The sequence below is a fragment of the Dyella flagellata genome (assembly GCF_030160275.1).
GTDB classification, from domain to species: domain Bacteria; phylum Pseudomonadota; class Gammaproteobacteria; order Xanthomonadales; family Rhodanobacteraceae; genus Dyella_B; species Dyella_B flagellata.
On sequence record NZ_BSOA01000003.1, the window covers coordinates 579,597 to 592,451 of the forward strand.

Sequence of the window (12,855 nt, forward strand, 5' to 3'; positions counted from 1 at the left end):
ATCCGACGAGCGTCATAGCAGCAGCTTCACCGCGAGTATCATTGCTCCGCCGGCAAGGCAAAGCCAAACGTCAATCACATGGCGCGCCGTTGGTATGACTTGGCCAAGCCAGCGCTGCACGACAATGGTGCCCTTTGCCTATGACAGCCTCGGCAGATTAGCACCCAAGGTCCTCCGCTTGAAGAGCGGCGCGGTCATCTTGCTCAAGGCGCATGAATCACGCTTTACATAACGGGGTATGTGGTAAAGGCTTCGTTGCTACGATGCGAGCTGTGGATTTGTCTTAAATGACGGTAGTTACGTAGGATTTGTCCTAGAAAAGGCTGTAGTTGGATTGATGCATATGGCCGGAGCCCGCAAATTCCGCTCCAAGTCGCAACCAGGAGAAATCCCGTGTCTCGTTATCTGCTTTTAATCCTTTTGTTTGTAAGCGCAGCGGTCCATGCAGAGAGTTCACTGCGCGTCGATAGCAAAGTGCTGATGGTGGGCGACAGCGCGGCAAGGGCGCAGCAGTTGATGGGTGAGCCGACGGTGCGTACTTTTCTTCAGCCGGCAATAGGCGGTATGCCGAACAATCAGATGGGGGCTGGCGAACAGTGGCAATACGCGCAGGGCAACAAGACCATAGTTGTCACCATTATTAATGGTCGGATTACCAACTTTGAAACGCTTTACGATTGATTAGTTGTACAGGCAAGGCATCGGCGTCTTGCGTTCATCAGGCACCTCCCTGTGCCTCGTATTCAAGGCTTATTTCCGAATAGCCGACTCCGCCGCTTCAGCTTGCTGCGCCGCCGTCTTGGCATCCGCAGCAGCCTGTTCGGCCTCCTGGCGTAATTCTTTGGCGTAAGCCTTGGCCTCAATGGCGTCGCAGCTGATGTGGATGTCCACCGCATCACTCACCTGTGGCACGAATTGCCCCATGCCGAAATCAGAGCGCTTGAGGATCGTGGTCGCATCGAAACCGATCTGGGGCAAATTGCTGCGGATATTGACGCCAATTTTGTTGATGGTCACGTCGAGAGTGACCGGCTTGGTTATGCCGCGCAAGCTAAGGTTGCCGGTCACTCGTAACTTGTCCGGCGCAGCCCCCTTTTCGACCTTGGTGCTTTTGAAGGTGGCCACGGGGTAGTGGGCGACGTCGAAGTAATCTACGCCTTGGAAGTCGGCATCCAGGTCGGGAACGCCTGTGCTCAGGTGGGCCAGCTTGATGGTGACCGCCACGGAGGCGCGGCTGGGATCGGCCTGGTCAAAGTCCATCGTCCCCTCCACCATGCTGAACTGGGCGGTGGGATGGCTGAAGCCCAGGTGATTCCAACGAATGACGCCTTCACTGTGCCGCGGCTCCAGGGTGTAGGTGGTCGCGTATAGCGGGACGCAGGTGAGGGCCAAGGCGGCAAGCAGGGAGATACGGCTAATCATGGTGCTACTCCATGGGTGAGGAGCGGCGACCGTGCCACCCTGGCGAGCGAGAAGTCCTGAAAAGCGGTCTGAAGTTCCCTGAAAGACTCTGAAGGGCCCGCCGTTGCCGTAGCAGGGTGCTGATGCCAAGATCGCGCAGTTCCCATTTTGCTCTTCAGCTACAGGCCCTTATGTCGCCGAATCTCGAACGATCGCCCAAGGACCTGCTGCAGGTCGGCGACTGGACGATCGACCCCATGCGTGCCCTGATGACCCGCAACGGGGAAACCGTGCGGCTGGAATCGCGCACCTTGCGGCTGTTGTTGTGCCTAGCCGAACACCCCGGTGAAGTCGTCAGTGTCGAGGACTTGTTGAACGAGGTGTGGCAGGGAGTGATCGTCACGCCCGATTCGGTGTACCAGGCAGTGACGGCCTTGCGTCGCCAGCTTGGTGACAATTCCCGCCAACCTGCCTATATCGCCACGGTTCCGCGCCACGGCTATCGCATGGTGGCCGCGGTGGGCAGCACCAGCGCCGCTACCCCTTTGCCCGTCACGCTGCAGACAGCGGCCAACGAAACACTTGAAGAACCGCGCAAGAGCCTGCCCGCAGCCCGCTCGCGGCTGTATCCGCGGTTGCTGGCAATTACCGCATTGCTCGCCCTGGTCTGCGCAGCCTTTTACCTGCTCAGTCGACCACACCCGGTAACCCAGCCGACGACAGCCGTGTCAGCGGTGGACCCCAGATCGGTGGCCGTGCTGCCCTTTCTGGACCTTACGGATGCCATGAACGAAGAACCATTTGCCGATGGCATGACCGAGGAGCTGATCGACAAGCTTAGCCAGACGCGCCCACTGCGTGTTACGCCACCGACCTCCTCGTTCTATTTCAAAGGCAAGCAAGTCACCGTACAGCAAGTGGCCAGGGCATTGAACGTGGCCTACGTACTCGATGGCAGCGTGCGCAAATCCGGCAACACGCTGCGTGTATCGGCGCGGCTGGTGCGCGCCGATGACGGCTTCGTAGCCTGGTCACAGACCTATGACCGTAATTGGGATGACAAGCTGATGATTCAGGACGATATTGCCGGTGAAGTTGCCAAGGCGATGACAGCTTCGATTCAGTGAGAACGAAGCGGGGCTTGTTGTGGCGATTGAGAAAGCAGACTCCAGGGCGAAAAATGAATGAGCGGTTTCAGTCCCTGGCCATTTGTAGAGCCCCCTTTTCCCGTGCCAAATGGACCTTGTCGACTTCAAGGCTGCTAGCTGAGACTGCGAGCTGATCTCAGGAGGCGCCATGAGTGATTTCGATAGCCAGGTCATGCAGGTTCTCGCAGGCTACCAAGCCGCCGTTCTCGCCAAGGACGTCGAGGCTTTCATCAAGCTTTACGATCAGGATGTGCGGGTATTCGACGCCTGGGGAACTTGGTCGTATCAAGGGTTGGGAGCCTGGCGGCAGGTTGCCCAGCAGTGGTTTGATTCACTAGGTGAAGAATCGGTCGTAGTGAACATGGAGGAAGTCCGAGTCAACGGTACGCGTGATTTTGCCCTGATCAGCGCCCTGGTGACTTATACCGGCGTGTCCTCGACCGGCGAAAGACTTCGGGCGATGGAGAACCGCCTATCATGGGGCCTATCGTTCATGGGCGACGGCTGGAAGATCGTTCACGAGCACACATCGGCGCCCATCGATTTTGATGACATGAAGGCCATTCTTGAGCGCGACTAGCTGCCTATCGCAATCATGTGGTTGAACGGCAGTCTGATGCAAGGAAGACGGACGAACAGGTCGTTTGTTCCTGATTGAGGTCCGCCAGGTTTTGGCATCGGACGGGATGGGGAGTCGCTCATTCGGGCACCTAAGAGGGGTGTCGGGCGACGGCGCGCAATGAAGGACAAGAATTGCCGGATGGTCGGCATCTTTTTACGTCTTAAGTACATGTTTGACAACGTGTTTTTGTCATTTTACAATATCACTATGTAGGATTGTTTTGAGCGGGAAAAATGAACCTCGAAAGCAAGCTTTTGATGTCGCTGAAAAAACGAGCCGGGCGTGTCGTACTGCGGCGCGAACTTGCAGGTTTGGGAAGCCCTTCTCAGGTCAGTGCAGCAATCCGAAATCTGCTTGCAAAGGGGCGGCTGGTCCGGCTTGGCGCTGGCATCTATGCCAAGTCTTCTGCTGACTCGCGTGGTCAAACACAAAGCGATACGGAACGCGATCTTTTGTTACGCGAGGCGTGTGACAAACTTGGCATCAAACTGACTCAAGTGACCATTCAGAAGGAAAGTGGAAAACCCGTTTGGTGGGTGGACACGGGCAAGCGGAGGATATCGCGTCAATTGGGTTGGGGTGGCATGCAGGTGCGTTTTCGCCATCGGCCAACTCTTAGTGCGAAGCTCACGTCTTATGTACCTAAGGACGTTAACAAGTTGCCTTCTCAAGGCATCGCTGCGTATGTAGAACGCCTCGCCAAAGCACATGGCATTGAATACCGGCGCTCCGGGCTGGATGATTTTGCGGAGGCGGTGACCCGCGCCGCGGGCGACGATGTGAAGCTCGATCTCACTGGCAAACTGCTTGTGGCGCTGAAAAAGAAGCATTTGATCAACGGACGCCAATTTGCGCGATTGCTTACCAACTACAGAAAGGAACTCAAAGGTGACGGTGTTCGATCCGTTCGGGGACTACAAGACCCAAGGATATCTGCGCAACATTGAAGGACTCAAGGACGATGACGATCTCAAAGTCCAGGAGCACGCTTTTTTCGAAGCTAATGTCGAAAGGGCGCTGACTTATCTTCATAGAATCCGTGGGCCGATTGTCTACAGCCATTTTCTTAAAGTGCACGAGATTCTGTTTGGTGAGTTTTACCCTTGGGCAGGCCGAGATCGGCACATGCTCGGCGTCGGGCGCCTGGTCGGCAAAGGAAAACGCATCCAGTTCGAAGCCTCGGAATTGTGTCAGCTAGCCGTGGAGTGGGGCTTGCGCCTGGGCAACGACCCTGAAGTCATGCGTGTTAATCCCGGCACAGTGATGGGGGCTTTTGCGTGGGGTCATCCCTTCCTGGATGGAAACGGACGCACCATGCTTCTCGTTCATGCCGAACTTTGCGCCCGAGCCGGCTTTACTATCAATTGGCATGCATCGCGTAAAGACGACTATCTGAATGCACTAAGTCGAGAAATTGAGAATCCGCAAGGTAGCCATCTCAACGACTATTTAGGACGACTTATTGTGCCTGCCGTCCCTCAAGGTGACCTTCTGAACTACCTCCAATCCCTGCCTGGCCTCGATGGACAGCAAGCCAGTCCGGCGGAAGATATCGTGTATCACGCGGACGATCCCGTTGCGAATCAGCGATATCTGGAATTGAAACGCTCACGTGGAGAGCCCGTTCCTCTTACACCAGAAAGATGATGAGAAGTGGGCGGTGTTTTTAGGCAAGTCTAACTCTGGTTCTTTCCAACCAGCGATTGGGACGCTTTCATGTGGTGAATGTCCTTAAGCTAGGCCAAAGAGTTTCCGATCTGCTAAGTGCCTACTCAGATTCCGCGTAGCTTTTGGATACGTTTTGGAAAATCTGATGACCGACAAATTGGTATTTCTTACAGGGGCTGGAGTGAGCGCGGAGAGTGGGCTCAAGACCTTTCGCGACATGGGCGGTCTTTGGAACGAGTACGCCATCGAAGATGTAGCCTCACCTGAAGCTTGGCGGAAGAACCCAGCTACCGTTCTCAGCTTCTACAACGAGCGCCGATGCGCTGTTTTAGACGCTAAGCCAAATGCAGCCCATCTTGCGATCGCTGGGCTGGAACAGCGTTTCGACGTAGTTGTAATCACGCAGAATATTGACGACCTCCATGAGAGGGCCGGTTCGACAAGCGTGATTCATGTTCATGGCGAGATTCTTAAGGCGCGGAGCACGATCGATGCCGGGCTATTTTATCGGCTACAAAAGTCGACCATTGAACTTGGGGATCTGTGTGAGCAAGGCAGTCAGTTACGCCCGGATGTCGTTTGGTTTGGCGAAAACGTTCGCTTTATGAGCGAGTGTGAGGAACACCTCAGGTCGGCATCGCGGGTTGTCGTGGTTGGAACTTCGCTTACGGTCTACCCAGCTGCCGGATTGGTGCAGAAAGCGCCATTTGACGCGGAGAAATATCTGGTTTCTCCCGAGCCTCAGAAGGTGCCGTATGGTTTTCGGTTCTTGAGGGGGCCGGCATCCACCGTTGTTCCACGCATTGCAACTTGTTGGCTGGAAGGAAGAAAGCCCGTCTAGATACCTAGTCGAGGCTCAGGCAAGGTTAGGCCAATGTTGGGCTGTTAGAGATGCATTCCTCATGTAGCCGCTCGGTTTCGTCATCCGCGGGGAACATGGATTCGATACGCAGTTCCTGGGCGGCGATGCTTTGAGGTGCTCCTACGCTGGTCACCATCGAAAAGTACCTGAGTGTTTTGCCGTGCTTCGTAAAACCCATGGGTATCATCGGAAGATTGAGTGCAGAACCGACGGATCCTCGCAGTCGCCATGATGGATCAACCCCTGGGTAGGCAAACAACTCATCCAGCAGGGTACGGCTTCGTTCGTCCAGAACACCGCCGACCAGTTCCCGATGCACGCGATGGATCAGGCTTCTGGCTACCGTCTCCCAATCCACGACAAACGGTCGCATGCCCTTGGGATCAAAGATGAGGTGCAGCATGTTCCGTGGCGCCGTGCGGGACGCCATGTCGATGAACGATCCGAAAAAGCGCGGAGACGACGCGTTGGTGGTCAGTACGTTCCAATAGCGATCCATGACGATGGCAGGGAAGGGATCGTGCTGGCGAAGCATGCGATCGAGTGCGCGCGTAATGCCCTGCATTTCCTTGGCGTCCCAGGCAGCCTCTGAGTAGACCGGCGCATAGCCGGCAGCTAGAAAGAGGGCATTTCGTTCGCGTAAGGGAACGTCCAGTGATTGGACAATGCTCGTCAGCGCATGGCGGCTCGGTACACTGCGGCCGCTTTCGATAAAGCTCAGGTGACGCTGTGAAATGCCCGTGTCGAGCGCCAGCCCTAATTGGCTGGCGCCACGAAGCTCTCGCCAGTGCCGCAGTAGAAGGCCCAAATCATTGGATGGGTGCGCCCGATTTGTACGAGTAGTGCCCATGTGATCCTCCAATGCTCGCCTTACCCGCTTGAGCGGGTCCTGTGGCCTTGCCCTGTGCATTCTGAGGGCGGTATCCATGCGGCAGCCGGACGAGCGGTCAGGCTCTCGGTGCATGCCAACGGGATGCCTGGAATGCCTGCTCCAGTGGCGGATGGGTGATGTTACCCGTGTAGTTGGTGATGGTGGATGCGGCAACTATAGCAACCACCTCCAGCAGGTGCTGCTTATCGAATCCGGCTTGCAGGAATGCGGATGCGTCCTGGTCGCCAAGATGTCCTCGTTTCTCGATGAGAGTTCGCGCGAGTGTGGAGAGTGCAGCGCTCTTCGCTTCGCGGGGAGGCCGGTGTTCGCGAATGGCGTCGACATCTTCTGCGTCGACGCCTGCCTCAATGGCTAGGAAGGAATGAAACGCCACAGCCCAGGAACAGGCATTGGTCACGGCATTGGTAAGCAGGACGACTTGAATCTGCGCTTCGGAAAAGCTGCCGCCATGAACTTTGCCAAAGAGTCCGACCAGGCTGTCGATCAGGACGGGAGAGGTCGCCATGGCGCCGGCAATATTCGGGATGACTCCAAACGCGCCTTGCAGCGCTTCAAGCGATAGTTTTGACTGTGGCGGTGCGGATTCGATCGTATGGATAGGGAAGGCAGGCATGGGGTTTCCTCGCAGGATTGCACATCGATATCGATGGCGGTGGAGGAACCTTATGGATATGCGCTGTGCGTGCCAATTACCTGAAAGGTAATAAACCCGTCCCTGGGAAGATCACGGGTCCGTGGATAGAAGGGCAGTCCGGTATGCGGTAGCTGTGTCGCTGGAGAGATAGGCGTCAGTCTGGGTGGCTTGTGCGCCCCATCAGTTTCTGATGAGCCATGGCTTGTCCAGCAGGTCGATTAGTTTGGGCGATTGCGCGTCCGTGTACTCCTGCGGCAGAGGGGCAGGGCCCGGGAATTTCTCATGCTGAATCACCACATCGGGGCGAGTGACCGCGATTCCTTCGAGCGGCATGGAGGCATGGTCTGAAACCTTGATGATGCGTGGGTTGGTGCATCCAGCCAGCAGGGTGAAAGCGCCAGCCACAATCAGGAAGGTCTGTTTCACGGCGCTACTCCGGGCCTTGAAAACCTACGGCCATCATACGCGCGCCAACCGGCTTCCAGGCAAGCCCTTTGGCCGTCTTTCGGAGCCGGAAATCGATCAATGATTGGCTCTTGACCTGTCCTGAAGAGCGTGCGCGATTTTTTTCAGGCAAGAAGTGCGAGCACAGCTTGCACGGCTGTAGCGATGGGAGCGGCCATTTCGGCTACTGTCTTGGCCGCTTCAACCAGTCCTTTGGCAGACAGTTCGTACCACGGTTTACGGGGTTGTTTAGAAATGGCTTCGGCGGTGAGGGTCTGCAGGTCTTTGGATACTTCCTCCGCTTTTTCCGGCGAGAGTTGCGCGGCGAGTTTGGCCGTGGCTACGTTCAACTCTTTCAGGCGCTCCTTGAGGTCTTCCTTGATGTCGGCGCCGGCGGTCTTGTTGAAGCTGTTTTCGATGTTCTTCGCCGTGACGAAGTTGAAGTCGCCTTGCACGGAGACGTTGCCGAGGGTGATCGTGTAACTCATATAGTCCCCCATGACGTTGGTGATATGGGTGCTCGTTTCCGCACGCCGGATGTATGCCTCGACTTTTGCCGCAACCTGTCTGCGCATTTTGTTAAGGGAAGCGGCCTGTCCTGCCGAGACTACCTCCAATGCCTGCTGCGCGACCTCAAGCATGGCCGATTGCGGCAAGCCGAAACGCTCGGGTTTTTCAAGGGCGCGGATCGAATCGTGCAGGTACTGCTGTGCTTCATCCGAAATGCCGACATTGGCGGCAAGGTCGAGTTTGCTCTCGTTGATGCGCGTGAGCACTATTCTCAGGCACTCACGCTCTGCGTGGAGGCGCATGAGGTGGATGCGCAGGCGACGCAGGGCGTCTTCGTCGGAACTCCTTCCTTCAATAAACCACATGCTGCATGAGTGGGCGCCGAACTGCATCCAATCGTGTGAAACGGTCAGGTTGGCCTGTTCCATGACCTTGCGAGCGTACCGCGTGAGCGTTAGCGGGGGTTGGTCGAGGCTCTCCAGCACCACCGCCGGATTTCCTGCGCTGACCCACCATGGCTTGCAGGCATTCGGATCCATGGCTTTGCGATCCGTCGTGGCGCGAAGATAATTTCTGGCCAGTGCGCTACCTGCACTGGCCAAGGTTGTGGTTTCGAATTGCAGCTTCGGGCCCCGCACAAAAACTTTGAACTCGATGCATTCACGAAGCAGGTTGATCAGGTCGGCATTTGAGCTGGCTGTGCTGTTCGCCTCCTTGCGTGCCAACGAGAAGCCGATTTCGGCACGCGAAACCGTTCCATCGGAGTGAATCCGGCGGAACGCTTTGTGCGCTATGGAGGTGAGCGGACCCGAGCCGAAAGTGTAGTGGCGCAGATGATTCGGAAAGCGCAACGCGGCATGAGCAAGACAGAAGGAGTCTTCGCCAGGCCATTCCGCCAAGCCACCCCGGTTGCGCGCGCGCACCTGCCCGAACGAACGAACGTAATCCTGCCTGGGTTCGGCAATCGGCCAGGCTGGGCGGCCGAGTCGCACGGTCGCCGCGCCGAGAAACCGCCGCAAGTCCGCCAGCGGGTGCTGGACCACCAGGAACATGCTCGCCCCCTATGGCCTCCGCAGACTACCTTTGGAGGGACGTGTATACGTGCTTCAGTGAGCACGTCGGTACGCCAAAACCCGCAAGTCAGCTGCTTGTCGGGCCCGGCTCTGCGGCCTGGAGAATACTCCGTCCACCGTGGCTGGCAATAGCTCTGGAGCGCCGCACGGCCGGCCCGAAGCGGGCCGGCCGTGGCTTGGGTTTAAAGCTGGCTCATGCCACCGTCGACAATCACCTCGGTGCCGACGATGAACGCCGACTCCGGCGCTGTCAGGTGCAATACCGTGGTGGCCAGCTCTTCGGCCGTGCCGAAACGGCCTAGCGGGATCTGTGCCTGGATCTGTTTGGCCGTGGCTTCCAGCGCAGCGGCGTCGAACCCCAGCTTGCCGTGCAGCGGCGTGGTGATCGGGCCGGGGCTTACCACGTTCACGCGGATACCTTGCGGCAACAGCTCGGCTGACAAGGTCTTGGCGAGCGAAATCACCACTGCCTTGCTGGCGGCGTAGATGCTCGAACCCGGCATGCCGATGTGCGCATTGATCGAGCCATTGATCAGGATGGCCGCGCCTTGATTGAGAACCGGCAATAGCGACTGGATCTGGAAATACGCGCCCTTGGCATTGATATCGAAAGTCTGGTCCCACAAGGCTTCATCCACCTCGGCGAACGCAGCGAACTTGGCGATGCCGGCGTTGATGAAGACCGCATCGAGACGGATGTCTTGTTCCTTCAGCGTCTTGGCCAACTGCCTGGCATCTGGCAGGGAGGCGGCATCGCTACGCAATGCGATGACATGCGTGCCGATCTCGGCGCTGGCCTTTTCCAGCGTCTCGGCATCGCGTCCGGTGATGACGACACGGGCACCTTCGGCAGCATAGGCCTTGGCTGCTGCCAGGCCGATGCCGCTGTTGCCGCCGGTAACAAGTACGGTTTTGCCGTTGAAGCGATTCATGGTGTTTCTCCTGGAGGGAGGTGGTTGGGATGGAGGTATCCTGCGCGTCCGCCCGCGATTTGCCGTACCATGCTTTCGACGTACTCGTTCGAAGGTATCGAACATGTTGTCCGACGACGAATTGGCCCTGATTCAGGCCATCGGCGACACCGGAAGCTTAACCCGTGCGGCCGCCGCGCTGGGCAAGGCACCCTCAACCGTTTCGCACGCCGCACGCCAGTTGGAAGCGCGTTTCGACGCGCTGTTGTTCGACCGCCGGCGCTACCGGCTGCAACTGACCCCAGCCGGCCAGCTGTTGGCGCAGGAAGCGCAGCGATTGGCGCTGGATGTCTCGCGGCTCACCCGTCGGGTGAAACAGGTGGCGGGTGGCTGGGAAGACCGGCTGTGGATCGTGACCGATGAAATCCTGGAGTTCGAAACCTTGCTGCCGGTGATTCGCGCTTTCGACGCCTTGCAATCGGGCGTGGCCTTGCGCATTACGCACGAAGTCTTGAACGGAACCTGGGAAGCCTTGCGCGACGGGCGCGCGGACCTGGTGATAGGCGCCACCAACGAGCCGCCTGCCATTCCCAAGTTGCGATGGTTCGAACTGGGTGTGATGGAATGGGTGTTCGCGGTGTCGCCACGCCATCCGCTGGCGAAAGTCCGCGAGCCATTGCAACAGGAGCAACTGCTGCCCTATCGCGCCGTGGTGGTGGCCGATTCTTCGCGCACCATCGACCGCCGCGGCTACGGCTGGTTGTCGGGCCAGCAGACGGTGGCCGCCCCCAGCATGCGCGCCAAGATCCTTTTGCAACGCGATGGCCTGGGGATCGGCTGGTTGCCGCGCCGACGTATACAGGCCTTGCTAAAGCAAGGTGAATTGGTGGAAAAGCGTGTCGCCGATGCCCGCGAACCTAACGTTCTTTACGTGGCATGGCGCAGCGATCATACGGGCCGTGCCATGGAATGGTGGTTGTCGCAGCTGCGTCAGCCACGATTGGCGCAACGTCTGGTTCAGGGCATCGACGTGGTGGTTTGATAGATTGCACTGTAATCACCTGTGCAATAGAGGCATGCCAGCATGAAACAGCCACCCGAGCTACTGACCGCCGCCGATATCGCGTCCATGAGCGCTACGGTTTCCGTCCATGATCTGAACCCCAATGCCATTCGACACAAAAAATCCGTGGGCGATAAGGTGGGGATGACGCAAATTGGCGCGCTAGTCATCACGATCATGCCCGGCCATGAATCGTCGGAGTATCACCGGCACCTTTACGAAGAGGAGTGCCTGATCATTCTTTCCGGGCAGGGGGAAGCCACGATAGGGGACCAGGTGTGCAAGGTAGGGAAGGGAGATTTTCTCGGCTTTGCGCGAGGCGGGCCCGCGCATGTGCTTACCAATACGGGGAGCGAGCCGCTGGTGTTCTTCGTGGTGGGGCAACGGCTGGAGCACGATGTCTGCGATTACCCGCGTAAAGGTGTGAGGCTATATATCGCCGGCAAGGATGAGGCTTACGTGGATCTTTAGAATGCTTATGGCAGCAAGGCGTTGCTGCTGTAGGCTGGGATGGCAATCCCAGCGCCAGGAAGTGGGCAATGAGCTGGGATTGGCATCCCAGCCTGCGCAGGCAGGCACGTCCCTGTGCCTTTTGCCCCGTTAGAAGCGCTCTCCAACCATCTCCTCACTTATTGCCCACAGCGCCTTGGCACGCTCGGCATCCAGCGCATAGGGCCGCACGCCTGCGCTCATCAATCCCGACTCCTGGCGCACCACTTCGGCAACGTGGCAGTCCTCGCAATAGCGACCGCCCACCGCGTCAGCATCCGCGACCACGGCGGCCCAGACCGTGGTGGCGGCGCCTTGTTCGACCGTCTTCCATTGGAAAAGCGGCTGGCCGGCGGCCTTGTTCTGCACGTTGACTTCGTCGACACGCTTTTGCAGCGCGGCTTCATCCATATGCCGTGTCAGCTCGGTACGGATACCACCCGGATGCACGGCGGTGGCACGAATGCCATGTTGTTGGTGGCGGCGATCGAATTCGACGGCGAACAGAATGTTGGCCGTTTTCGAGCGTCCATAAGCTTCAAATTCGGTATATGGCGTATGCTCGAAGTTGGGGTCGTCCAGGTTCACGTCCGAATAACGATGACCGGCCGACGACAGGTTCACCAGCCGGCTGCCGCTTTTCATCAGCGATGCGATGCGATTGACCAGCACGAAATGCCCCAGGTGATTGGTGCCGAACTGCATTTCGAAGCCATCCACCGTCTTGCCGAATGGGCAGGCCATGATGCCGGCATTGGCAATGACCAAGTCGAACTGTTCGCCTTTGGCCAGCAACTGGTCGGCGCATCGGCGCACGCTGGCCAGCGAGGTCAGATCAAGTTCGATCAGTTCGAGGCCGCCCGATCCTTTGGCATCGGCGAGCACACTCTGGGTAGCGCCCTTGGCCTTGGCGATGTTGCGCACCGCGCCGACCACATGGGCGCCGTGCGATGCCAACGATCGCGCCGTTTCCACACCCAGTCCGGCCGAAACGCCCGTAATCAATACCCGTTTCCCACTTATGTCGACACCATCGAGTACCTGGTCGGTCGTCGTGGTGGCACCCCAAATCTTGCTCATGATTGCCTCGCTGCTCGGTTATGGGCGGCACGCCATGGGCTGCCGCGGTACTTTGGCC

15 protein-coding genes are annotated in these 12,855 nt (G+C 58.0%); 8 read left to right on the plus strand and 7 right to left on the minus strand.

What is annotated here, in order from left to right; all coding sequences use genetic code 11:
- Positions 1-393 precede the first annotated feature (393 nt).
- Entirely contained in the window at positions 394-681 is a 288-nt protein-coding gene (locus tag QQJ96_RS04310) for a DUF2845 domain-containing protein (protein WP_284330704.1), read from the plus strand.
- 69 nt (positions 682-750) lie between these two features.
- On the opposite strand, the gene QQJ96_RS04315 is transcribed toward QQJ96_RS04310, so the two are convergent.
- On the minus strand, positions 751-1,422 hold the full coding sequence (locus QQJ96_RS04315) for a YceI family protein (RefSeq protein ID WP_284330705.1): 672 nt from the start codon (positions 1,420-1,422) through the stop codon (positions 751-753).
- Between the two features lie 170 nt (positions 1,423-1,592).
- On the opposite strand from QQJ96_RS04315, the gene QQJ96_RS04320 reads away from it, so the two are divergent.
- The 5 genes from QQJ96_RS04320 (at position 1,593) to QQJ96_RS04340 (ending at position 5,680) form a co-directional block, all read left to right on the plus strand.
- A complete protein-coding gene (locus tag QQJ96_RS04320; protein WP_284330706.1) occupies positions 1,593-2,528 on the plus strand; it encodes a winged helix-turn-helix domain-containing protein in 936 nt (311 codons plus the stop codon).
- Between the two features lie 169 nt (positions 2,529-2,697).
- Positions 2,698-3,129, plus strand: coding sequence for a YybH family protein (locus QQJ96_RS04325; protein WP_284330707.1), 432 nt, complete (start codon positions 2,698-2,700; stop codon positions 3,127-3,129).
- A gap of 275 nt (positions 3,130-3,404) precedes the next feature.
- On the plus strand, positions 3,405-4,118 hold the full coding sequence (locus tag QQJ96_RS04330; RefSeq protein ID WP_284330708.1) for a hypothetical protein: 714 nt from the start codon (positions 3,405-3,407) through the stop codon (positions 4,116-4,118).
- A complete protein-coding gene (locus QQJ96_RS04335) occupies positions 4,060-4,818 on the plus strand; it encodes a Fic/DOC family protein (RefSeq protein WP_284330709.1) in 759 nt (252 codons plus the stop codon). Before QQJ96_RS04330 ends, QQJ96_RS04335 begins: the two co-directional genes overlap by 59 nt.
- Before the next feature lie 166 nt (positions 4,819-4,984).
- Positions 4,985-5,680 (plus strand): SIR2 family NAD-dependent protein deacylase, encoded by a 696-nt coding sequence (locus QQJ96_RS04340; protein WP_284330710.1) that lies wholly within the window; start codon positions 4,985-4,987, stop codon positions 5,678-5,680.
- Between the two features lie 25 nt (positions 5,681-5,705).
- On the opposite strand, the gene QQJ96_RS04345 is transcribed toward QQJ96_RS04340, so the two are convergent.
- The 5 genes from QQJ96_RS04345 to QQJ96_RS04365 all read right to left on the minus strand — a co-directional run bounded on the left by QQJ96_RS04345 (position 5,706) and on the right by QQJ96_RS04365 (position 10,186).
- Complete coding sequence (locus QQJ96_RS04345) at positions 5,706-6,551, minus strand: helix-turn-helix domain-containing protein (protein ID WP_284330711.1); 846 nt, start codon at positions 6,549-6,551, stop codon at positions 5,706-5,708.
- A gap of 97 nt (positions 6,552-6,648) precedes the next feature.
- Entirely contained in the window at positions 6,649-7,206 is a 558-nt protein-coding gene (locus tag QQJ96_RS04350) for a carboxymuconolactone decarboxylase family protein (protein WP_284330712.1), read from the minus strand.
- Between the two features lie 201 nt (positions 7,207-7,407).
- The gene (locus QQJ96_RS04355; RefSeq protein ID WP_284330713.1) at positions 7,408-7,653 is read right to left on the minus strand and encodes a hypothetical protein; all 246 of its coding nucleotides are present in this window, start codon (positions 7,651-7,653) and stop codon (positions 7,408-7,410) included.
- Between the two features lie 143 nt (positions 7,654-7,796).
- On the minus strand, positions 7,797-9,233 hold the full coding sequence (locus QQJ96_RS04360) for a hypothetical protein (protein ID WP_284330714.1): 1,437 nt from the start codon (positions 9,231-9,233) through the stop codon (positions 7,797-7,799).
- A gap of 203 nt (positions 9,234-9,436) precedes the next feature.
- Entirely contained in the window at positions 9,437-10,186 is a 750-nt protein-coding gene (locus tag QQJ96_RS04365) for an SDR family oxidoreductase (protein WP_284330715.1), read from the minus strand.
- A 103-nt stretch (positions 10,187-10,289) separates the two neighbouring features.
- Between QQJ96_RS04365 and QQJ96_RS04370 the strand changes: the two genes are divergently transcribed.
- Positions 10,290-11,207, plus strand: a complete 918-nt coding sequence (locus tag QQJ96_RS04370; protein WP_284330716.1) for a LysR family transcriptional regulator — start codon at positions 10,290-10,292, stop codon at positions 11,205-11,207.
- A 42-nt stretch (positions 11,208-11,249) separates the two neighbouring features.
- Positions 11,250-11,699, plus strand: coding sequence for a cupin domain-containing protein (locus QQJ96_RS04375; protein WP_284330717.1), 450 nt, complete (start codon positions 11,250-11,252; stop codon positions 11,697-11,699).
- A gap of 129 nt (positions 11,700-11,828) precedes the next feature.
- On the opposite strand, the gene QQJ96_RS04380 is transcribed toward QQJ96_RS04375, so the two are convergent.
- Entirely contained in the window at positions 11,829-12,797 is a 969-nt protein-coding gene (locus tag QQJ96_RS04380; RefSeq protein WP_284330718.1) for an SDR family NAD(P)-dependent oxidoreductase, read from the minus strand.
- Positions 12,798-12,855 lie beyond the last annotated feature (58 nt).